The following is a 22,785-nucleotide window of genomic DNA, read 5'->3' on the forward strand; positions in this document are numbered from 1 at the left end:
TTTATGCTGCAATCATGCGACGCTTTCTAGCAAAAATATCAAGTGACGAAGGGCAAGATGTGTGTTACAATAGCAATGCACTAACACCAGTTTCACAATTGCAGGATCACTCATGACGAATCAAACCCCTAGTCACTTTACGATTGATGATCTCTATGAGCTGGGCTGGCTGGAAGATCCGCGTCTTAGCCCCGATAGCCAGACAGTAGCAGTTGTGTGGGTAACGGTTGATCGGGTCAACAATGGGTATCGGCGGCAAATTGTGTTGGTACCAACAGATGGTAAGCCACTGCGACGGTTTACACGGGGAAAACATGATCGCCAGCCGCGCTGGAGCCCAGATGGGAAGTGGTTGGCGTTTGTGTCACATCGCGACGATGAACACGGCCAAATCTATCTGATCCCGGTTGATGGTGGTGAGGCGCGGCAATTAACGGCAATGCCTAACGGTGCGAGCGATCCGGCGTGGAGTCCTGATGGTCGGTGGATTGCGTTTTTATCACCGGTGAGTGTTGAAGAACAGGCTCGTGAGGATGCCGGTGAGATGCCGTCACCGCCGGCGGATGCGTGGGAAGCCCGTCGTGCTCGTGAGCAACGTCAGCACGATGAGGAGCTTCGGATTGATCCGCGGGTGGTGACAAGATTGCCGTATCGGAGTGGGACCAGCTATTTCGATGATCGGTGGCGGCAGGTGTATGTTGTAGAGGTAGGTGATGAAGATCGCACCGCCACACCTCGCCGGCTCACTTCGGGTGAGATTCACTACAGTACACCGGTTTGGCTTCCCAACGGTGAAGCACTCCTTAGTACGGCGACGCGCGATCCTGAAGCCGATTCGCTGTTCGCATATTACGATGTTGTGCGTATTCCGCTTGATGGATTGCCCCATGCATTGACGAGTCCGGGCTTCTCGTACTTTGATCCGCAGCCTTCTCCTGATGGGAGCCAGATTGCGTTCTTACGCCTCAATGAAGAGCGATTGCTTGGTGAAGGTCGGCGGGTCGCGATCATTCCGGCGGAAGGCGGTGAACCGCACGATCTTACGGCCCATACCGATCTGAACGTTGAGCTATTCCGCTGGCAACCCGATGGGCAAGGGATTCTGTTTAGTGCCGGATGGCGCGGCGATGCTCACGTCTATCAGATTGGTCTCCCAGGAACACCGACCTATCGTAATGGACTGACGCTGGTCGGTGGGGCGCGGTTGGTCAGTGAGTTTGATGTAGGGCGTGATGGGAGTATCGTCTTTATTGCCGGGAGTGCTGATAATCCGTGTGATCTCTTTTTCCGTAGCGCTGATGGAAACGAGCGGCGATTGACGGCGATCAATGATCGGTTGCTTCAGCAACGGATTATTGTACCGATTGAAGAAATGACGTATCTTGCCCCTGATGGCAGTGAGGTACAGGGATGGACGCTGCATCCACCGGATTTCGATCCGATGCAGCGTTACCCGCTTGCGGTGTACATCCATGGTGGGCCGCACGTGATGTGGGGGCCGGGTTTTCGCTCGATGTGGCACGAGTGGCAAGTTGCAGCGGCGCGTGGATATGTGGTCTTCTTCTGTAATCCGCGCGGTAGTGAGGGATATGGCGAGCTGTGGCGCGATGCGATTCGGCGTAATTGGGGCGAAGCGGATGCGCCCGATATTCTGGCCGGAATCGATGCGCTGGTGGCACGAGGGTATATCGATCCCAACCGAATTGCCGTTACCGGCGGTTCGTATGGTGGTTATATGACTGCATGGCTCATCGGGCACGATGACCGGTTTGTCTGCGCTGTTGCTGCTCGTGGCGTATATAATCTGCTGACGTTACAGAGTACGAGTGACGCTCACGAGTTGATCGAAATCGAGTTTGGTGGTTATCCATGGGAGTTGTACGAGGAGTTGTGGGATCATTCACCATTAGCACACGCGCACAAGATTAAAACGCCGTTGCTGCTCTTGCATAGTGAGCTTGATTACCGGGTGCCGATTAGTGAAGCGGAGCAGCTCTTTGCCATCCTCCGTCGCCAAAAGAAGGTCGTGGAGTTGGTACGGTATCCGCGCGAAGGTCATGAGCTGACGCGCAGCGGTGAACCACGTCACCGTGCCGATCATATGCGACGGACGCTTGAGTGGTTTGATCGGTATTGTCAGGTGTAGTTACCCTGAACGATGTGAGATGCGCAAAGGGACAGCGACGTGCTTTGTGTCGGTGCCCCCGTCTCCTCAGTAGCCTGATCCGCGCCGGTGTGCCGGTAGGGGGTGTGGCAAGACCCTTCCACACAGGTTGCTTGCAATGCGTCAACCGAGTCGCCCGATAAGCGTTTGAGGTGGCTTTTATTGAATTGACAGGGTATCGTTATTGTGTTAGTATACTCACATCGTGAATATTCACATAGTATGCTTTGTGCTTGAGCCGTTGTGTGTCTCGGTAAGTCCATTCGTTACCTTATGTCTGCTTCAAAACCAACGTTTACCATTGACTTGGCACTCTTGGGTCTGTTTCGTCAAGGGTCATTACACCCCTACGAACTTTTTCAGCAGTTGCAGCAGCCTGACAGCCTTGGGAGTGTTTGGCGCCTGAAGCAGAGTCACCTTTACGCTCTGCTCGACCGGCTCGAAGCGAGGGGGTATCTTACCCATCGTCTCGAACTCCAGGGTCATCGCCCGCCGCGAAAAGTCCTCTCGCTAACTCCTGCCGGTGAAGCAGCGTTTGCTGAATGGGTAGTGACGCCGGTGTCACACGGGCGTGACATTCGGCTGGAGTTTCTGACCAAACTCTATTTCGCGCGCCGTGAGGGTTTGGCTGTGGCCGATCAATTACTCGAACGGCAAATCGTGTGTTGTCGGCGTTGGCTTAATGATCATACTCACCGATTAGAAGCCCTACCTGAGCAATCATTTGAACGACTGGTGCAGGAGTATCGTATCGGTCAAATCCGAGCGACGCTTGTATGGTTAGAGGAATGTCGTGAGACACTTGCCGTAGTTGGAGGTGATCGATGATTCGACGAATGCTGCTCATCGTGCTATTGGCGTTAACGGCTTGTAGCACATCGCAAGCGACCGGATCTACTCCCACCGAAGCGGTGGAGCTAACGGTGGCTGCTGCCGCCGATCTTACCCCGGCTTTCAAAGAGATCGGTCCGTTGTTTACCGAGCGCACCGGCATAAAAGTTATCTTTAACTTTGGCTCAACCGGACAGTTGGCGCAGCAAATTGAACGTGGAGCGCCGTTCGATGTCTTTTTCGCAGCGAATAAATCGTTTATCGAAGACCTGGCAGCGAAAGGAGCTATCGAGCCTGATACAACAACCGTGTATGCGCAAGGGCGGATCACTATTTGGACGCGCGCCGATCAACCGTTGCGGCCACAGCAGCTTAGCGATTTGCTTGACCCGGCGTATAAACGAATTGCGATTGCCAATCCTGAACATGCGCCGTATGGTCAAGCGGCACGTGAGGCACTGGAGCGAGTCGGTGTATGGGATCAACTGAAGGATCGGCTGGTATTCGGTGAAAATATTGCGCAAACCTTGACCATTGCTGATACCGGTAATGTTGAGGTAGCGATTGTTGCCCTTTCGCTAAGTGTACAGAGTTCTGGGAGGTGGGTGCTGATTCCGGCTGAACTACACCCTGATAATCCGTTGATCCAGATGGCAGCGGTGGTAAAGGGCACGAAACACGTAGATGTAGCCCGCCAATTTATGGAGTTTGTAAATAGTTCAGACGGACACGAGATTATGAAAAAGTACGGGTTTGTTTTGCCCGGTGAGATCGTGGAACTTACGAAGTGAGAGACCATGAACTGGCCGGCCTTTTGGTTGTCGTTGCAAGTTACGGCAATTGCAACCTTCTTTATCTGGTTGATCGGCTTGCCGATTGCACTGCTCTTGGCACGTACCAAATTTGTGGGGCAAACGATTTTGGAGACGTTGTTGTTACTACCGTTGGTTCTACCGCCAAGTGTGGTTGGCTATTATTTGTTACTCGTGTTAGGTAGGGGTAGCCCAATTGTAGAATGGTTTCAGATCCGACTTCTTTTTACATGGCCGGCAGCCGTTATTGCGTCGGTCGTCGTCGGCTTACCGCTGATGATCCAGAGTAGTCGAGCAGCGCTGGCAAATATCGATCCACGCCTCGAACAGGCGGCACGAACCTTGGGCGCGAGTGAGTGGCGTATTCTGTGGCGCATTACCTTGCCATTGGCCCGGCGTGGGATTGTAGCCGGTGTTGTGTTAGGTGGAGCGCGGGCTTTAGGTGAATTTGGGGCAACCCTCATGGTGACGGGGAATATTCCCGGTCGAACTCAGACATTACCGATAGCGATCTACGATGCCGTGCAGGCCCAGCGCTATCAAGATGCGCATCTGATGGTGTTGGTCATGACGGTCATTGCATTTCTCGGTTTGTGGTTGGTGCGTTGGTTGGAAGACAACTCGGCACGACCGGCGACCGGTGTTGCTACAGTACAGGAGGAGATGGATGCAACCGCAATTGCACGTTGACATCCGGCGTCAACTAGAACATCTGAACCTGGATATGCAATTGCAGGTTGGGGCTGAGATTTTGGTGTTGTTTGGGCCTTCCGGGGCCGGTAAGACACAGACACTCCAGGCGATTGCTGGCCTGATAACACCCGATGAAGGGTTGATCAAACTCAACGAGACAATCCTGTTTCGTCGTCGGCCCGGTGAGCGGATGATTAACATCCCACCACGTCACCGACGGATTGGTTATGTCTTTCAGCAGTACGCTCTCTTCCCCCATATGACGGCATTGGAAAATGTGGCATTTCCGCTTGGTCGTAGCTCCTCTGCCCGTCAGCATGCACGCGCGCTGCTTGAAAAGATGCATTTGGCGCATGTCGCTCATCGTAAGCCGCACGAACTGTCGGGGGGGCAACAACAGCGGGTGGCAATTGCCCGCGCATTGGCGACCAACTCACCGGTGATCCTGTTCGATGAGTCGTTTTCGGCGCTCGACCAGCCGGTGCGTGATCGGTTACACGCCGATTTGCGCGCCTTGCAAGCCGAACGTGGTTTGATCGTGATCTACGTTACCCATAATCTCAACGATGCCTTTGCTGTCGGTCATCGTGTGGCGATTGTCACCGAGGGGCATGTCGAGCAGGTGGGGCCATTGACAGAGGTGTATCGCTATCCGGCAAGTGTACAGGTGGCACGGATTCTAGGCATCAGGAACCTGATTCATGCACAGGTGATTGGGAAAGAGTTGGATCGGGTCTGGCTCGATTGGCAGGGATGGCGCGTCGAAGCAAGTGGTCCGGCACAACGGGTCGCAGTCGATCAGATGGTGTACGCCTTTATCAATCCTGTCGAGATACGGTTGGTTTATCCTGATCGACCGTTACATCGCTTTACCGGTTGCAATCTGTTGCCGGCGCGCATTGTCGGCCAGCGTGCCGATCAGTATTTGCATAACCTGATCGTTGCGGTCGGGTCATCTACGCTTGAGGTGGCTCATCCATACACGGCATATGCCGGTCTTGATGCGAATGTCGGGAGTGAAGTACAGATTAGTTTTCGTCCCGAAAGTGTTGTCATCATTCCAGAGCGTCGTGCGGTTCAGCCATCCGCGTCTGAGACGGTCGGATCGGCGACTGTTGCTCACCGGTTATGATTTACGATTTGAGTCGTCCAATTCGCTCCGGTATGCCGGTTTATCCAGGTGATCCGCCGGTGCAGGTAAAGCACCTGTCGTTCCCACCATGGCAGATCAGTGAGTTGCACATGGGGAGTCATAGTGGAACCCACCTTGATGCGCCACGTCATCGGTTTGCCACCGGTGTGGGGATCGATGACATCACACCGGATCGGTTGATCGGCCCGGGGATCGTGATCGATGCCCGTGGGTATCCAGCTTATGCTGAGCTAGGGCTATCAGTGCTGGCGGGGTATGAGCTACGACCTGGCATGGCAGTGCTTTTTCGTACCGGCTGGGAGGTGTATTGGGGGAGTGACGATTATGCCCATCACCCCTATATTGGTGCTGCACTTGCCGAAGCGCTGGCCCAACAGGGGGTACGGCTTGTCGGGATTGATGCGTTCAGCGTCGATTCAACGATTGCCGGCGGTGACGCGGCCCATACGGTGTTGTTGGGCAACAATATTCTGATCGTTGAAAATCTTTGTCATCTCGCCAACCTGGAACGCGGAGTTGTATATACAGTTGCGTGCTTTCCCCTCTTGATCGTCGGTGGTGATGGTGCGCCAGCTCGGGTGCTAGCCTGGCGCGCTAACGATATTGATCCATCTTAAATAATCTGTTTGATGCGTATGTATGATACGCGGGTGAAAGCCACGGCTGATTGAATACTTAAAAACTTGTTTACGGCGCGTTCTTCTCAACCGACTATCTCAACAGGTTTCTCACCCTCAGGTTATCCTCCAGACGAGTTTTCCAACCACAATCCACCTGCCGATTGACTGTTCACTATGTTATGATGACCCTGTAATTGGGCTAGCGCTAGCATTCTGCTACGCCCAACACATTCTTTGCGCGATATATGCAAACGGTGATTGAAGAAGAACGCCAACGTTTTGACCGCCAACGTCGCCACACCTATCTGATTGCCGGGCTGCTCGGTAGTTTGATGGTCGCAATCGATATTGTCAAGCTGATCAACGATCCCGTCCTACCGTTGGCAGAAACCATCATCTATGTGACAAATGATGTTTTGCTGATTATTATTTCGCTAAGTGTGTGTTGGATGGTGATCACACGACAAGGATCGCTAGCCGCCATCGAGCGTTTCATGTTTATCGTTTTCGCCGCCGAAGCACTGCTCTTTAACGGAATTATACCGCCGCTCCTCGGTCAAACGTTGCCACTGCTTTGGGAGCAGACGGTGAATGATGATATTTGGTTTCTCTTAATGATCTGCACACTTGGGTTTCACTTTTTCCAACATCGTACCAGTGTCATTCTTGTCAGTAGTTTGTACGGCCTTGCACTTGCCATCGTTGGCGGGCAAATACTCGTTGCCGTCCTGCAAGGGAGCGACGTGACGATGGGGTTGCACGCACTACAAGTGTACGGCATGGGTGGCATCTTCTTGTGTTTCATCTACATTGTCAGTCGCTACCGATCAATCTCGCAGCGCTTGCAGATCGAGTATCAACTGATGCAGGAATGGGCCTTTGTCGATATGCTCACCGGGCTGTTTAATCGCCGTCACTGTGAACAACTGTTACAGTCCAACATTGAGCATAGCCGGCGTTATCACCAACCTTTGACGATCTGTTTGTGGGATATTGACCATTTCAAACAGGTCAACGATACATACGGTCACGGGGTAGGTGATCAGGTTTTGCGCCAAATTGCCTGTCTTGCTCAATCGTCTATTCGCTCGACCGATCTGGTTGGGCGTTGGGGGGGCGAAGAGTTTTGTTTAATCTTGCCAAATACACGTCTATCTGAAGCCGAAGTATTGGTTGATCGCTTACGTCATCTGATCAAGACGCAGGTGTGCATTGGGGAACAACCGGTAACGGCTAGTTTTGGTCTCGTCGAATACGATACAACCGATAATCTCACTAGCTTGATAAGACGGGCTGACGAAGCATTGTATGCAGCTAAGGCAGCCGGGCGGGATCGGGTTGTTGTGATGGTGTAGGATGCACAGTTACGCTCCTTGGTAATAAAAAACCGTTATAATACGCACTGTCCAAACCACGCACGAGGTTGTGTATGAGTATTGAGCAGATTGTTGCCGGCTGTGTCGTACAAATCGAGAGTATCCACACGGCACGTGAACGTACAATTGCCGCGACGCGTGTCTTAGTTCGACAGAGTGCCAATAGTATTCGTGCCGCCCACCGTGGGGATTTTGTGACGGCACGTCATCTATTGGCATTGGCGGCCGAAGTAGTAGCGGAAATCAACGACGCCACGGCCGGTGCTCCTGAGGTACGCTACGCCGGTTATACGCAAGATGCGCTGAAGGAGTATGCCGAAGCGCATTTGGTAATCGCCTTCTTGGCCGGCGAAGAGCCACCAACCGGTGAGATGATCGGCGTAGAACCGGCGGCCTATCTCAACGGTTTGGCTGAAGCAGCAAGTGAGCTTCGTCGGGCGATTCTCGATGGGCTGCGTCATGGCGAGATCGAGCGCAGCGAAGGCTTGCTCACCATTATGGACGATGTGTATAGTTCACTCCTAACGGTGGATTACCCTGAAGCGATTACCGGTGGTCTCCGTCGTTCAACCGATGCACTACGAACTGTGCTCGAACGAACACGTGGTGATGTCACGGCGGCGATTCGGCAAGAACAGTTAACTGCTGCTATGAGGGCATTGGAAGCGCGATTGAACGATAAGCTCGGTGCAGCGTAGGGTCGGTGCATTGCCGTCGCCCCTACGCTTCCGGTTTGCTCATCGGTACCTTGATCACGACGGTTGTCCCCGGTCCTTCGCCAAAACTCAGCGTTGCTCCGATTTGGCGGCAGAGTCCATGAACCAACTGCATACCGAGGCTTCCACCACCGGCATTGATCTGTGGCGGCATCCCAATGCCGTTATCGGCGACTTCCACATGTAAGACGGCATTTTCTTGGCGCACACGGAGGCTGATCGTCCCTTGGGCAGTGCCGGTTGGGAAGGCGTGTTTGACACTATTTGAGACTAGTTCAGTTACGATCAACCCAAGCGCGATTGCCTGATCGATATTGATACTAATCCCGTTAATCACCTCGCTGACCAACCGGATCGGGCTACCGCGCATACTAAGCGAGCGCCAAACACTGGTGGCAATATTTTGCAAATATTCGCCGATATCGATGTGTGCCAGGCTTTCGGAGCGATACAACTGTTCGTGGACGAGCGCTAGTGCACGGATACGATTTTGACTATCGTGAACTGCGGCGCTTACCCGTTCATCGCTAATATTTTCGGCTTGCAACCGCAAGAGGCTCGAAACGATCTGTAAATTGTTTTTGACCCGATGATGGACTTCGCGCAGCAGCAGTTCTTTTTCGGCTAACGCAGCGCGCAGTTGGGCTGCGACTGCTTGCGGGCCGGAGAGATCGGTCACTACGGCACACATATGCGCTTCTGTCTCATCTTTGAGGGCACGCAACGAAATCTGGGCCGGTCGTTGTGAACCATCAACAGCTTGGAGGGTAATCGGCCCTTTACTCGAACCGGCAGCCCCCGCCGACAATAATTCAGCGCAGAGCAATTGGTCGGACGGGGCGACAAGGTCGAGCAGTGAGCGGCCGGTCAGTTGATCTTGGGGTAGACCGACCATTTCGGCAAATTTACTGTTACAGTAGAGAATGGCACCATCGGCGAGCAGCGTCAATGCGCCTTCGTTCATCGTTTCGACCAAGACCCGGTAGGGATGTTCAGCCCCGCGGAGGGTGTAGATGAGAGGGCCACGCGGCCCATCGATGACAATTGCGTCGGCTGCTCCCGTCTGCAAGGCGCGTACCAATTCTTCAAGCTCGGCCAAACGTGCCTGCATGCGCGCTATTTCGGCTGGGCTCAACGTTGCCTCGTCTCCCATACTGACTTCCCTATCTGCACAGTGTTATTATCACCAATCGGTAACCATCGTGGTCTCGGTGCGAGCCGGCACATCATTAATCTTCATCGGTCAGAATATTCAGTGCTGCTGCCACCCGTGGCCAATCTGACGAACGTAATTCACCGATAAACGCAGTTGGTGGGCCGGGTTCAACAATCAGGAGAGTTGGTGTCGCAATGATATGATCGTCGCGTGCCCGGTCTGGTTGTTGATAGACATCAATTACTTCCAGCCGATAACGACCGGGCAAGTATCGTTCGCACAACCGCCGCACGGTTGCGATTGCGCGCGTGGAACGGCTCGTCGCACCCGCAACGTACAGACGTAAGAGTGGTACAACCGGCTGATTGGTGATGTCCATCGGCTCAACTCCCTATATGTTGCCAGGGCGTCAGATCGAGACCAACCAGCACCCGTTCAGTATTCGACAGATCGCCGATAATTTTGCGCATCGGCGGTGGCAATTTGCGGACTAACGTAGGGATCGCGAGAATATTATCACCGATTGCCCGTTCGGGTTCGTGATGGAGATCGATGATGTGCATACGGTAGCGACCCGCCAGATACTGATCGCAGATGCGCCGTAAATTGGCGATGGCAAGCAAACTTTTTGGCGTTTGTCCGGCAATATATAGCCAGAGGTCGTACTCCGGTAATTCCTCATTCATTGCTGCTCTCGTTGCGCGCGTTGCGGTATCGAGTAGTCGCTAATTGGCTCTGTTCTTGGGCTTGCATACGAGCAGTCGCGATAGCCGTATCGCTCTTCATTTCCTCATCGAGGGCTGCAAGTTCGATGTGTAGTGCTTCGATCTGGAGGGCAAGGAGGCGGCGTTGCTGCTCGTACCGTTGTTGACGCCGCAGTGCTTCATGGTGGTAGAGTTCTTGTTCATAGCGGAGACGCGCTTGTTCGGCGATGCGTGCGGCGCCGACCAGTACAGTATCTCCAGAGGTAAGAATCTCAACGAGTTTGAGCCCCTGCCGATCCATCACCAACTCACGTATCTGATTGGAATGGCGCATGCCGCGCGATTTGAGCACGAGCAGACTGCAATTACGTTCGCCGTTAGCTTCGTGATGGCGTAAAACGATCCACGTATCAACGATTGACGAGATATTGACTTCGCTTTGGGTAGGATCGGCTCCAGTGGTAGTAAGGCTTGTGGCAAGTGTCGTAACTCCCAGCGATTTTAGCCCGTCGAACAGGCGGAGAAGCATCGCGGTAATGTCGACCGGCCGGCTAATCGTGTGAAAGCCCGTGATCGGGTCGATGACAACCACACGAGCACCAGATTGCTCGACGGTGGAAAGGATTGTGATCAAGTGCGTTTCAATACCGGTCAGGGTCGGGCGACTACTCACGATCTGAAGCAAACCTCGTTCATACCATTGTTGCAGATCAACGCCGATGGAGCGCATGTTCCGCATAATCTGCTCGGCCGATTCTTCAAACCCAAAGAGGATGGCCGGCTCACCTCGAGCACAGGCAGCGTTGAGAAACAGGGCGCCAAGACTGGTTTTTCCCGAACCGGTCGGACCACTGATCAAAATCGTTGATCCACGATAATAGCCACCACCCTCCAACAGACGGTCGAGATCGGGAAAGCCGCTCGAAATGTACTCGGTCGACGCAGGATAATCGAGGGTGCATGAGGTGATCGGCAGCATGGTGATGCCATGCGGCCCAATCGTGAAAGGGTATTCATTCACGCCGTGCGCTGAACCGCGATACTTCACGATACGTGCGTAGCGGGTAAGTATGTGTTCGGTGATGCGGTAATCGAGAAGAATGACACAATCGGCGACAAACTCCTCAATGCCGTATCGACTCGGGTTGGTATCGGTGCGTTCGGCAGTAATCAGCGCAGTTAAACCACGTTGACGTAACCAACGAAACAGACGTTGCAATTCACTCCGTAGCAATGATTCATTTCTGAAGGCGCTAAATAGAGCTTCGATCGTATCGAGGGCGATACGCTTTGCGCCAATGCGGTCGATCAACAGTCCAAGCCGAATAAATAACCCCTCGAGATCATATTCACCGACTTCAGCCCATTCACTCTGGTCGAGCGGAATTTGCTCGATCAGGAGTGTACCGCGTTGTTCTAAATCGGTGACATTGAAGCCGAAACTGGCAAAATTGGTGCGGAGATCGTTCGGGCTTTCTTCAAACGAAATAAACAAGCCGGGTTCGTTGTACTGAGCTGCACCGTGGACGAGCGTCTCAAATGCAAAGAGGGTTTTGCCACAGCCGGGACCTCCACAAATCAGGGTTGGTCGACCACGGGGTAACCCCCCGTCGGTGATCTCATCGAAACCACGAATTCCGGTTGGCGCTTTGAGTACATGTGCTACGGTCATAAGCAGTTCCACCAGTTCGTATTGTTATCATGCGCCAACGATACACAACTGACGATTCCCGGGTATTATCGTTACGACGACATCGATTGGGAGGCCGATTCGAGTCTATCGGCCAGGGCATCAAAGCCCAAACTCGCCACTTCGGCCAGTGCTACTGCCAACTGATAACCACTACCGTTGCTCGGATCGGGATGGTACAAACTGAGGAGACCTATCACCTCATTGTGTTGGTGAATGGGTAAACACATGCGTTCACCAAGCAGGCCCTTCGGCAAAAAATGACAAGCATGGGTATCGCCGGCCAAGCTCAACGACCAAAACCGTTCACCCCAGCAGGTACAGCGCGGTACAGGGTGATGGACGAGAGGTTCCCCCCAATGTCCAACCGCATCCACGAGATCGGCATTAGGGTTGTAGATCAAGAGTGTACCGCGATAATTGGGTAACAACTGCGTACCGGCGGTGATAATCGCAGCGTAGAGTTCCTGGCGTGAGCGTACTTCGCGTAGGGTATGGGCCAGTGTACCAAAGGTAATAATATTTTGTTCACGCTGCTCGAGGAGCGACTGGACGTGTTGCAAACGCCGTTTTGACTCGTGTAGTTGGTTAATGGCGCGTTGTCGCTCGCTAACATCACGAAAAATAATAACGACCCCTTCATTTGTCCCGTCATCACCGGTAATTGGCGCTACGGTGTGTTCGACCAGTAAGCGCTCGCCATTGCGCGTCAAAAGGGTGGCCGGCGCCGGTAGCCCATTGACTGTATCGGTGTGGACAGTGGCACTATCGGCAGGAAGACCGGTGTTGGTGGCAACTAACGTATAGACGCGCACCAATGGCCAGCCAATCGCCTCTTCGGGGGTAACACCCAGCAAACGAGCGGCCACCGGATTGATGAACGTAATCCGACTTTGCGGATCGGTCACGATGACGCCATCGCCGATACTGGTCAACGTCGTCCGCAGATGACGTTCGCTCGCTTGCAATCGTCGTTCGAGACGATGTTTGTAAGCTGCGACTGCGATAGCAACTTCCAGCTCCCGCTCGTCGAACGGTTTCAGCAAGTACGCCCACGGCTCGGCGAGCAGTGCTTCGCGTACCGTTTGGTCATCGGCGTGGGCTGTGAGGAAGATGACCGGCACCCCCCAGCGGTTATAGATCTGGCGGGCCGCTTCAATGCCATCCATTGGCCCACTGAGTCGGATATCCATCAACACCAGATCAGGTGGTTGACGGCTTACAGCAGCTAAAGCGGCCTCGCCATTCGTCACCACATCGGTAACCGAATGCCCGATTCGCCGTAGAGTGTGACTGAGATCTTGCGCAATGATCAATTCATCTTCGACGATCAATACCCGCATGTGTTTTCTCGTGATGAAGTAATAAATGTACCTTTCTTTCCCATGCTAGTATACCGCGTTACCGATGACTTTGATAAGAAAAGATATGTTGCCAAATGTAGGTGATAATTACTAGAATAGTTAATGCAACAACTTGTGAGAGACGAACATTTCCCGGTAGCAACCAACCGGTAGCGGCAAATCCCTCACCGATCAGGGTACCGGCGGCGAGGGTAGCACAGACGATCAGAAAGCGGGCACCGGCCGGTTGGCGCCGATGATAGCGTCGTCGCCAGATAATCAACGCGCCGAGGGCCGTTATCGCTGCGTAGAGTTGGGTCGGATGGCGGTATTCACCCCACAGATTGATCGCCCATGGCAGCGTTGTCGGGAGACCGTAACCATCACCACTGGCCCATTGGGCGAGGGCATAGGTAAACATCGCGATCGCAAGACCTGGGGCAAGTGCATCAAGGGTTGACCAGAACGGCCAATGTTGCCGCCAGAGGAGCCAGCCACCGACGACCAGCGCCGTGGCGACTCCGGTGGGGAGCGAGAATGCTTGGAGATCCCGTGACAGGAAGGCCCACGGATCGGCGAGATAGCTCGTCCACGAGCCGGCGGCATACCCAAGACGTGCGCCGACTACACCGGCGAGCAAAGAGATAAACATTATCTGTTCGAGTCGGTTGCCATCCAGTTCGTGCTCATGTGCGGCTCGCCCAACCGCCTGGATCATAAACCATCCACCGAGTACCATGATCAAACCAGGCGTATAAAGGGCAACAGGTCCAATTTGCAATACAGGCAACATAGCGGTTTCCCTATTCGGCGAGGAGTGGTTCGATCACGCTGCGTAAGTGTGCTTCACTCAACGGCCCACCAAAGAACACGTGACGAATAACGCCGGCTCGGTCAATAATAAACGTTGTTGGCAACATACGAATACCGTACCGTTCGGTGGTTGTACCGTCACGGTCGAAGACGATCGGAAAACTCAGCCCTAGCTCGCGTTGCATCGCCATAACCGCCGTTTCGCTATCTTGCATGGTCTGATTGACGGCGAGCACGATCAAGCCGCGATCCTGTTCTGCCTGATAGAGACGTTCAAGCGTTGGCATTTCCGCACGGCATGGCCCGCACCAACTGGCCCAGAAATTGACAACCACAACACGGCCTCGTAGTTCGGCCAAGACAATGGTTTGATCGTTAGCCTGTGGTAACGCAATAGTCGGGGCAATAAAACCGGGGCGAGGGCTGATGGTTGGTGGTTGGATATCCGGCGGGCGACTGATGATAATCCAACTGATACCGGCTATGATCAATGTGACGAGAAACCAATCACGCTTTGGGGGAGAGTGCATAACATTCTCTATTGTATTGGTACTGAGCACAATAGTATATCCCGCAACTTGACCCAAGATCTTGCTGCAAATCTCATAACATATGGTATCATATAATGAGTCTGTGACCGGCACAGTATGTAACTCTTGTCGGTATAATCAAGTCACGCACACGTGTAGGCGTACTGCTGCCACCAACTGCGTTGCAGCGCCGCCTAGCAGGCGCACTGTGAGCACAGCTTCCCGCTCTCGTCATGTTGGTTGAGTTTGGAGGTCGGATCTGTCATCGTCCGGCAAGGTGTACCGTTTTCTAGAGCCGCAAGCCGCGATGGCAGTGAGGGGCGCGATCAAGGTTGCGAAGGATTCTGGAATAAAGTATGGAAACGCTCGAACTATCGCTGATAACACCACGAGTTACCCTCCTTGCTGCGGCTGAAAATTATGGCCGTTTTGCCATTGCACCGCTCCAGCGTGGTCATGGCACCTCGTTGGGGAATGCGCTGCGCCGTGTGTTGCTCTCATCGATTCCCGGTGCAGCCGTGACCAGGATTAAAATTACCGGAGTTATTCATGAATTTACGGCAATCCCCGGCGTTGTTGAAGATGGCACGCAGTTGGTGCTAAATGTCAAAGGCATTCGCTTACGTTCGTACAGTGATCGGGCAGTTGCATTGCAACTGGTTAAGCAAGGTCCCGGTCCGGTTTTTGCCGGCGATATTGATGCTCCCAGTACGGTTGAGATTGTTAATCCGCAACATTACCTCTGTACTATCGATGACGAACACACGACACTCGAAATGCAACTGACCGTCGAACGCGGACGTGGGGTCCAGTTGGCCGATACGGTGAGCGGAATGCCAATCGGCGAGATCGCTGTTGATGCGCTCTTTAGCCCTATTCCGCGGGTGAACTTTTTGGTCGAGGAGATAGGTGGTGATCCACTCACCGGGTATGATCGCTTGATCATTGAGATTTGGACGGATGAAACGATTAAGCCCGGTGATGCGCTGAGCCATGCTGCCCAGATTCTGGCTCAATATTTTGGCCGGATCGTCAGTTTGAACCAGCCAGAAGAACCAGAACAGCAACCTACGCTACCACCACCGATCCCCGAGGAGATTGCCAACCGCACAATTGACGAGCTTGGCCTGAGTACGCGCACCTACAATAGTTTGCGCCGAGCAGATATTCAAACGATTGGCCAGTTGCTGCGTCTTGATGATCGTGGTTTGATGAGTATTCGTAATTTGGGGGCCAAGGGAATTGAAGAGATACACCAGCGTCTGGCAGCACTTGGGTATCGTTCTGGTGAAACGACGTCCGGCCATTTACCTGATACCACCAATCAGAATGTGCCGTCAACTCATGATTCCCACCCAGAGGAGAAGTGACATACGCAATGGATGACAAACTTATGACTTCAGGAATCGCCGAAACCGCCGAGAAGGTTCGTCGTCGGCGTCGCCGGGTGAATGGTGAGGCGAGCGAATCTACGACCAATGAAACAGTGGCGGTGACCACTCTAACCACAACCACAACGGTAGTTGAAGAACCGGTGACGATGCAAGGTTCTGGTATCCTCGAAATTGTTCCTGATGGTCACGGTTTTCTCCGCAATCCTCGCCTGACACCTAGCACCGATGATGTCTACGTGGCACAGTCGCAAATTCGTCGTTTTAACCTGCGTACCGGCGATATGATCGAAGGACGGGTGCGTCCGCCGAAAGAGGTCGAGCGCTACCCGTCGCTGCTTTATGTCGAGCGGGTGAATGGCTTACCGGCGGAAGCTGCACAAAAACGGCCACTCTTCGAGCATTTGACACCGATCCATCCCAATGTGCAAATTGTGCTCTCGACCGAGCCGAATATTTTGCCTACCCGGATTGTTGATGTCATCGCGCCGATTGGGCGTGGACAGCGCGGGTTGATTGTTGCACCTCCCAAGGCCGGGAAGACGATGCTGCTGAAGGCCATTGCCAACGGTATTACGACCAATGCACCCGATATTCAGTTGATCGTGCTGCTGATCGGTGAGCGACCCGAAGAAGTGACCGATATGCGGCGGTCGGTGCAGGGCGAAGTGGTGGCCGCTACCTTTGATGAACCGGTTGAGCAGCATATTAAGGTAGCTGAATTGGTACTGGAAAAGGCAAAACGACAAGTTGAGCACGGTCGTCACGTGGTGATCTTGATGGACTCACTGACCCGCTTGACCCGTGCCTACAATATCGCGATGCCGCCTAGTGGACGAACTCTTTCCGGTGGTGTCGATCCCGCCGCCCTCTATCCGCCAAAACGCTTCTTCGGCTCGGCACGCAATATTGAAGATGGTGGTTCCCTCACCATTATTGCGACCTGTCTGGTCGATACCGGTTCGCGGATGGATGATGTGATCTACGAAGAGTTCAAAGGCACCGGTAACATGGAACTGCATCTCGACCGTAAACTGGCCGAGAAGCGCATCTTCCCCGCCGTTGATATTCAGCGCTCGGGTACGCGCCGTGAGGATCTGTTGCTCGATCCGGTGACGCTGCGCCAGAGCTGGATGTTGCGACGGATGGTCAGCATGGTTGGTGAGAATGAAGGTGCTGAGCTGATGCTGACCCGAATGGCGAAGACGAAGAGCAACGCTGAGTTTTTGGCTTCGCTCGGTAAGGTAGGTTCGTGAACCGTTTGCCCTTAACGCAATGTCTTTCATATTATGATGAGCGGCATTATTATCGCTGGTGGCCGTAGTCGTCGCTTTGGTACCGATAAGCGGCGGTTACGGTTGTGGGGCGAACAGGGTCCATGCGTGCTTGAACGAGCTGTGGCACTTTTGCAACCTCTTTGTAGCGAGGTACTTGTTGTGCTGAATGATGCGCACGCATGGCCCGATCTGCCGGCGCGGTTAGTAGCCGATGAACAACCGGGTAGCGGTGCTTTGGGGGGGGTGATCAGCGGTCTCCAAGCGATGCAGACACCGACGGCGTTGGTCATCGCCGCCGATATGCCTGTCATTGTACCGACGTTGCTGGCTGCGTTGGCGCAGTGGCCGTTCGTTGGTGATGCCCTGATCCCCTCTTCCTATCCGCATCCCGGTCAACTACAACCGCTACTGGCTGTGTATCGGCATAGTGCGCTCGCCCCATTGCGTCGAGTGTTTGCCGCCGGTGAGCGGCGTTTACAAGTCGCCGTGACGGCATTGCATTGGGTCGATCCCGGCCCTGAGTTGTGGCAAATGTATGATCCTACGGGCCGTTCATTACTCAATCTCAATACGCCGGACGATTTGAAACTCGTGCAGGCATATCTTGGCACGACCAACATTTAAATGATTTGTTAACTACTAGTCATTGTGTACACAGGTCGTATTTATGTATCGGCTCTATACTACTCACCAAGTGAGTCGCTTTACCGATGACGACCGAGTGTACCAATGCAGCACCGTTCTCCCTTCAACGAACCCATTGAGTCGTCAGCTCCTGCGTCGTTAGGGTTGGAACATCTGCGACAACAATTGCTGATAGCATATGATGGCGCATGTGCAATTAGTGGTTGTCAAGTTGATGCTGTCTTGCGTCCAGTTTTGATCGATCCCAATGGGCCGGCTGAGCCGTATAATGCGTTGTTGTTGCGGGCCGATCTCCAGCAGCTTTTTCAATCCGGTCTTCTGACCATCGATGCCATGACCCTCGAAGTGCTTGTGGCGCCGGGATTGCAGAATAGTGAATACAGAGCACTGGCAGGTAAACGTCTCCGTCAGCCGAAACGGTTGCCCCTTCGACCAAGCCGACATATGTTGGCTGCTCATCATCGCCTTTTTCAACTTGAGCGACCGTCTCTTGACTCTTGTACGGCGCGACCGCCTTCTGTACAGCGATTATTGGCCGTGCAGAGTTGGGTGAAAACGCTGGCATTTAGTCCCGATCAGCAGACCTTAGCGACCGGTTCTCTGGATGGGAAACTACGGCTTTGGCGGTGGGCTGATGGTCAATTGCAGCGCGTGCTGAGCAGTAGGATTGATGAAATCAATGCAGTGGCTTTTAGTCCTGATGGTCAACGGATTGCGGCTGCGGGTCGTCAGGATGGAGTACAGGTCTGGCGAGTAGCCGATGGAGAACCGCTCCTGTATCTCGGTAACGACCAACACCACGGAGCACTTTTTAGTGTAGCTTTTCAGCCCAATGGTGATCTGATCGCGGCTACCGGCTGGGCACCGGTTATCTGGCTGTGGAATGCGACTGATGGCAGCGTAAGAGGGGGCTTATCCGGTCACGAAGGTTTCATCTATAGTTTGGCATTCCACCCGCGCGGCGACTTGCTCTTGTCGGGAGGACAAGATCGGGTCGTTCGACTCTGGAGTTCGCCCAATCGGTCATTGATTCGGGACATGCAAGGTCACGATGACGAAATTCTCAGCGTTGCATTTAGCGCTGATGGCGAGTTAGCCGCAAGTGCAAGTGCTGATGGGGTGATTATTATCTGGCAGGTCGCTGATTGGCAACCGGTGCAGATGTTGCCTTCCTATGCTGGAGCGTGTTCGAGTCTTGCGTTTAGTCCTGATAATCGGTATTTGGCGAGTGCTCATGATGGTCGGACTGTGCTCATGTGGCAGGTAAGTAATGGAGAGCTGCGTTGGGAACTGCGAGGTCATGGCGAACGTGTGACGTGTGTGGCATTTGCACCGTGCGGCAATGTTCTGGCGAGTGGGAGTTTTGATGCGGTAGTGCGAATCTGGGCGTATACGTGATGGTGAGCGATTACCATAATGCAGTACGCGCATTTTATCGTCAGACCGATTGGATGTTTCGTGTATTGGGGATGCTGCGCGGTTCGCAGGCAATGCACGCCGGGCTATGGCAACAGGCACGTAGCCACCGCGCAGCGTTGCAGGCCATTGATGAGACGTTGCTCGCTGCGGCTCAACTGCGACCAGGTGAATGCCTTCTTGATGCCGGATGTGGCGCCGGAGCAAGTGCTAACCGGATCGCCGAACACCACGATGGGCCGGTGATCGGCCTTACGATAGTTCCAGAACAGGCAAAACGCGCGCGACGTGGTGGGTGTGCCAAGTTTATCTGTGCCGATTACGCTGCTATACCACTCCCTTCTGCCTCGTGTGATGTGGTCTGGATGCTGGAAAGTATCTGTCATGCCCCCGATAAACCGGCCTTGTTGGCCGAAGTTGCTCGGGTGCTGCGCCCCGGTGGTCGTTTGGTAATCGCGGACCGGTTTGCCGCCCGGCCCGATCTGCCTCCGGTCGAACGTGCGGCGCTACGGGGTTGGTTACGGTCATGGGCAATGCCCGATCTCGTTACGGTTGATGAGCTGATGACTCTGGCCAACGTTGCCGGGCTGCGTGTGCAGCGCTGTGATGATTTGACCATCAGCGCCGGCCCCTCTCTTCGCTTCCTCGGCCATTTTGCCCGGTTAACGCTACCGGCAGCGCTGGTACTCCATATGCTTCGGTTGCAATCCGATCTCCAGATTGCGGCGATGCGCGGCTGTATCACCCAAACGCAAACCCTCAATGCCGGACTCTGGCGTTACTATCTGCTCCTATTCACGCGATCCGAAAGCCGTATCTCCTAAGAGTATACTTTATCAAGCAGCGGTGAACGATACTCGCGGAGTGGCTTATGGAAGCTAACGGCGGAACTCAACAAACCGAGCAGTTTCGTACTCTACAAATGACGGTCTTGATGACACCTGATATGGCGAACTTCGCCGGTAATGTTCACGGTGGCCATATTTTGAAACTGCTCGATCAAGTTGCTTATGCTTGTGCCTCGCGTTATTCGGGGCGTTATGTTGTCACCGTCTCGGTCGACCAAGTCATCTTCCGGGCCCGTATTCACGTGGGCGAATTGGTGACGTTTCTGGCATCGATCAACTATACCGGTACGACCTCGATGGAGGTTGGTATTCGAGTAGTGGCCGAAAATATTACGGCGCGCACGCAGCGGCATGTCATGACCTGCTATTTTACGATGGTTGCTGTGGATGAAGAGTTTCGTCCGTGCCCTGTACCACCGGTGCGGATCGAGACAGCCGAGCAGCGTCGGCGGTGGATGGCAGCGCGTTTGCGCCGCGAATTACGCCGTGAGATCGAGCAGCGGAGTCTTGAGATTCGTCAGCATCCCGAAGATTTTTTGAACGAGCTGGATAGTGAGCCGCATTAGCACGGTGCTTTTTCATTTGCTCGCTTGTCATTAATCATTAACATTGACGAGCGCGCTATCGCTTCGTATACTATGAAGCATGATGCGCATACTCATTATTGAAGATGAAACTGAAATTGCTTCTTACCTACGGCGTGGTCTAAGCCTTGAAGGCTATCACGTTGATGTAGCGTTCGATGGGTTGCAAGGGTTGGAGATGGCCTCGACCGGCAATTACGATCTCGTCGTACTTGACTTAATGTTGCCGGTGATCGATGGCTTCGAGGTAGCGCGCCGTATCCGCGCCGCGTCAAATGTCCCGATCATTATGCTGACGGCTCGGGATGCTGTGCGTGATCGGGTGGCCGGCCTTGAAGCAGGTGCTGATGATTATCTGGTAAAACCGTTTGCGTTTGAAGAGTTATTGGCCCGCATCCGTGCCCAACTGCGCCGTCAACAGACGTATCAGCACCAAGAGGTGCTTCGGTTTGCGAATTTGACGCTTGATACCCGTTCACGTGAGTTGCGCGTGGGAGACCGTCGTGTTGAGCTAACGGCCAAAGAATACGACCTGCTTGAACTCTTTATGCGTCACCCCAATCAGGTGTTGACCCGTGATGTTATTTACGATCGGGTATGGAATTACGATTTTGGGGGAGAGAGCAATATCATTGAAGTGTATGTGCGCTATCTGCGCCAGAAGCTAGAAGCGAATGGCGAACCTCGTCTTATCCACACGGTGCGTAGTGTAGGCTATATTTTGCGGGAGGATGCGTAGGAAACTGTGTACGCAAAAGACGCAGAGGGTTGAACGCAAGGACGCAGAGCACGCAAAGACGCAAAAACGCATGGTCAGGGGCACGGTAGTGCACCCCGCTTCCGATCGCCCATTCCCTTCGTTCGTGAAAGGTGACATCGCCCGTCCATCTTTCGTAGTAGTTTATCGTCCGATAGCTGCGATCAACTCCTGTACCGCACTCACGACCGGCAAACTTCCCTCCACCACCGCCTGTTCAATGGTAGGCAACCGCTCGCGTACCACCGGATGGGCAAAAAAGAGACTCCGTAATTGCTCATCGATTAGGTGATAGAGCCAGTCACGCGCCTGTTCACGGCGACGAGCGGCGAATGTACCGTTTGCCGTCATTTCGGTGCGAAAACGCTCAATCTCTTGCCAAATCGCGGCAATACCTTCACCGGTCACCGCCGAACAGGTACGTACCGGCGGTTTCCAACCCGGTGTGGCCGGAGTGAGGTAGCGAAGAGCGTGACGGTATTCGGCTTGTGCTGCTATTGCACGCGGTTTGTTGTCGCCATCGGCTTTGGTGACGACAAGCGCGTCGGCTAACTCGATCACACCCTTCTTGATCCCCTGTAACTCATCGCCGGCGCCGGCCAGCATTAACAGCAGGAAGAAATCAACCATGCCACGCACCGCCGTCTCGCTCTGACCGACACCGACCGTCTCGACCAGCACAATGTCGAAGCCGGCGGCTTCACAGAGGAGCAGCGTTTCACGTGTTTTACGGGCCACCCCTCCCAAACTCCCTCCCGATGGCGAGGGCCGGATGTAGGCGTTGGGATGGCGCGCGAGACGCTCCATGCGCGTTTTGTCGCCGAGAATACTTCCCCGCGAGATACTGCTCGATGGATCAATAGCTAATACTGCAACCCGGTGTCCTTGATCGCAGAGCATTGTGCCGAGTGCCTCGATGAACGTGCTCTTGCCAACACCGGGCACGCCGGTGATGCCCACCCGTAGGGAGCCACCGGTATAGGGCAGGAGATGGCGTAACACCTCTTGCGCTTGGGTAATGTGAGCGGGAGCATTGCTCTCGATGAGCGTGATGGTGCGAGCCAGGATCGCACGATCGCCATTACGCACACCATTGACATAATCTTCCACAGACAACTGGCGGCGACGTGGGCCGGTTGGCGGGGTAGCAGATGCCGGTGCGTTCCCGGGCAGGCCGTCGTGGCGGCTGGCGATCCCCGCCAGCACTGACAAGGCAAATGGCATCTCTTCGGCAGTTGGCTGGTTGTTGGTCATACGTATCTCAGT

At 54.0% G+C, this 22,785-nt stretch carries 23 protein-coding genes; 15 read left to right on the plus strand and 8 right to left on the minus strand.

The window, feature by feature from the left end:
• Positions 1–112 precede the first annotated feature (112 nt).
• From ACP5OT_RS11765 to ACP5OT_RS11800, 8 genes are all read left to right on the plus strand, one after another.
• Positions 113–2,146 (plus strand): S9 family peptidase, encoded by a 2,034-nt coding sequence (locus tag ACP5OT_RS11765; RefSeq protein WP_424676955.1) that lies wholly within the window; start codon positions 113–115, stop codon positions 2,144–2,146.
• A 291-nt stretch (positions 2,147–2,437) separates the two neighbouring features.
• The gene (locus tag ACP5OT_RS11770; RefSeq protein ID WP_424676956.1) at positions 2,438–2,992 is read left to right on the plus strand and encodes a PadR family transcriptional regulator; all 555 of its coding nucleotides are present in this window, start codon (positions 2,438–2,440) and stop codon (positions 2,990–2,992) included.
• Positions 2,989–3,786: a molybdate ABC transporter substrate-binding protein gene (modA, locus tag ACP5OT_RS11775; protein WP_428112017.1), complete on the plus strand. Its 798-nt coding sequence runs from the start codon at positions 2,989–2,991 to the stop codon at positions 3,784–3,786. Before ACP5OT_RS11770 ends, modA begins: the two co-directional genes overlap by 4 nt.
• A gap of 6 nt (positions 3,787–3,792) precedes the next feature.
• Positions 3,793–4,497, plus strand: coding sequence for a molybdate ABC transporter permease subunit (gene modB, locus ACP5OT_RS11780; protein ID WP_428112014.1), 705 nt, complete (start codon positions 3,793–3,795; stop codon positions 4,495–4,497).
• Positions 4,475–5,632, plus strand: a complete 1,158-nt coding sequence (locus ACP5OT_RS11785; RefSeq protein ID WP_424676959.1) for an ABC transporter ATP-binding protein — start codon at positions 4,475–4,477, stop codon at positions 5,630–5,632. The genes modB and ACP5OT_RS11785 overlap by 23 nt, the downstream gene beginning before the upstream one ends.
• 8 nt (positions 5,633–5,640) lie before the next feature.
• Positions 5,641–6,270 carry a cyclase family protein gene (locus ACP5OT_RS11790; protein WP_424676960.1) on the plus strand — a complete coding sequence of 210 codons (630 nt, stop codon included), beginning with the start codon at positions 5,641–5,643 and terminating at the stop codon, positions 6,268–6,270.
• Positions 6,271–6,518: 248 nt separating this feature from the next.
• Positions 6,519–7,628 (plus strand): GGDEF domain-containing protein, encoded by a 1,110-nt coding sequence (locus ACP5OT_RS11795; RefSeq protein WP_424676961.1) that lies wholly within the window; start codon positions 6,519–6,521, stop codon positions 7,626–7,628.
• Positions 7,629–7,702: 74 nt separating this feature from the next.
• Positions 7,703–8,347, plus strand: a complete 645-nt coding sequence (locus ACP5OT_RS11800) for a haloacid dehalogenase (RefSeq protein WP_424676962.1) — start codon at positions 7,703–7,705, stop codon at positions 8,345–8,347.
• A gap of 22 nt (positions 8,348–8,369) precedes the next feature.
• On the opposite strand, the gene ACP5OT_RS11805 is transcribed toward ACP5OT_RS11800, so the two are convergent.
• The 7 genes from ACP5OT_RS11805 to ACP5OT_RS11835 all read right to left on the minus strand — a co-directional run bounded on the left by ACP5OT_RS11805 (position 8,370) and on the right by ACP5OT_RS11835 (position 14,601).
• Positions 8,370–9,518, minus strand: a complete 1,149-nt coding sequence (locus ACP5OT_RS11805) for a histidine kinase dimerization/phosphoacceptor domain -containing protein (RefSeq protein ID WP_424676963.1) — start codon at positions 9,516–9,518, stop codon at positions 8,370–8,372.
• Positions 9,519–9,594: 76 nt separating this feature from the next.
• A complete protein-coding gene (locus ACP5OT_RS11810) occupies positions 9,595–9,900 on the minus strand; it encodes a circadian clock KaiB family protein (RefSeq protein ID WP_424676964.1) in 306 nt (101 codons plus the stop codon).
• 4 nt (positions 9,901–9,904) lie between these two features.
• Positions 9,905–10,207: a circadian clock KaiB family protein gene (locus ACP5OT_RS11815; protein WP_424676965.1), complete on the minus strand. Its 303-nt coding sequence runs from the start codon at positions 10,205–10,207 to the stop codon at positions 9,905–9,907.
• Positions 10,200–11,897: a circadian clock protein KaiC gene (gene kaiC / locus ACP5OT_RS11820; RefSeq protein ID WP_424676966.1), complete on the minus strand. Its 1,698-nt coding sequence runs from the start codon at positions 11,895–11,897 to the stop codon at positions 10,200–10,202. Before kaiC ends, ACP5OT_RS11815 begins: the two co-directional genes overlap by 8 nt.
• 71 nt (positions 11,898–11,968) lie before the next feature.
• Positions 11,969–13,258: a response regulator gene (locus tag ACP5OT_RS11825; protein ID WP_424676967.1), complete on the minus strand. Its 1,290-nt coding sequence runs from the start codon at positions 13,256–13,258 to the stop codon at positions 11,969–11,971.
• A gap of 58 nt (positions 13,259–13,316) precedes the next feature.
• Entirely contained in the window at positions 13,317–14,051 is a 735-nt protein-coding gene (locus tag ACP5OT_RS11830; RefSeq protein ID WP_428132230.1) for a prolipoprotein diacylglyceryl transferase, read from the minus strand.
• 10 nt (positions 14,052–14,061) lie between these two features.
• Complete coding sequence (locus tag ACP5OT_RS11835; protein WP_424676969.1) at positions 14,062–14,601, minus strand: peroxiredoxin family protein; 540 nt, start codon at positions 14,599–14,601, stop codon at positions 14,062–14,064.
• 356 nt (positions 14,602–14,957) lie between these two features.
• On the opposite strand from ACP5OT_RS11835, the gene ACP5OT_RS11840 reads away from it, so the two are divergent.
• From ACP5OT_RS11840 to ACP5OT_RS11870, 7 genes are all read left to right on the plus strand, one after another.
• Positions 14,958–15,971, plus strand: coding sequence for a DNA-directed RNA polymerase subunit alpha (locus ACP5OT_RS11840; RefSeq protein WP_424676970.1), 1,014 nt, complete (start codon positions 14,958–14,960; stop codon positions 15,969–15,971).
• 23 nt (positions 15,972–15,994) lie between these two features.
• Positions 15,995–17,248, plus strand: a complete 1,254-nt coding sequence (gene rho, locus ACP5OT_RS11845) for a transcription termination factor Rho (RefSeq protein WP_424676971.1) — start codon at positions 15,995–15,997, stop codon at positions 17,246–17,248.
• 33 nt (positions 17,249–17,281) lie between these two features.
• Entirely contained in the window at positions 17,282–17,893 is a 612-nt protein-coding gene (locus ACP5OT_RS11850) for a molybdenum cofactor guanylyltransferase (protein ID WP_424676972.1), read from the plus strand.
• Between the two features lie 105 nt (positions 17,894–17,998).
• Positions 17,999–19,312: a WD40 repeat domain-containing protein gene (locus ACP5OT_RS11855; RefSeq protein ID WP_424676973.1), complete on the plus strand. Its 1,314-nt coding sequence runs from the start codon at positions 17,999–18,001 to the stop codon at positions 19,310–19,312.
• Positions 19,312–20,154: a class I SAM-dependent methyltransferase gene (locus ACP5OT_RS11860; RefSeq protein ID WP_424676974.1), complete on the plus strand. Its 843-nt coding sequence runs from the start codon at positions 19,312–19,314 to the stop codon at positions 20,152–20,154. Before ACP5OT_RS11855 ends, ACP5OT_RS11860 begins: the two co-directional genes overlap by 1 nt.
• Positions 20,155–20,201: 47 nt before the next feature.
• Positions 20,202–20,744 (plus strand): acyl-CoA thioesterase, encoded by a 543-nt coding sequence (locus ACP5OT_RS11865; protein ID WP_012616623.1) that lies wholly within the window; start codon positions 20,202–20,204, stop codon positions 20,742–20,744.
• Positions 20,745–20,823: 79 nt separating this feature from the next.
• Positions 20,824–21,501: a response regulator transcription factor gene (locus ACP5OT_RS11870; RefSeq protein ID WP_424676976.1), complete on the plus strand. Its 678-nt coding sequence runs from the start codon at positions 20,824–20,826 to the stop codon at positions 21,499–21,501.
• A 162-nt stretch (positions 21,502–21,663) separates the two neighbouring features.
• On the opposite strand, the gene meaB is transcribed toward ACP5OT_RS11870, so the two are convergent.
• Positions 21,664–22,773, minus strand: a complete 1,110-nt coding sequence (gene meaB / locus ACP5OT_RS11875; RefSeq protein ID WP_428111996.1) for a methylmalonyl Co-A mutase-associated GTPase MeaB — start codon at positions 22,771–22,773, stop codon at positions 21,664–21,666.
• Positions 22,774–22,785: the final 12 nt, after the last annotated feature.

It is taken from the genome of Chloroflexus sp., assembly GCF_049970315.1.
Classification (GTDB): Bacteria; Chloroflexota; Chloroflexia; order Chloroflexales; family Chloroflexaceae; genus Chloroflexus.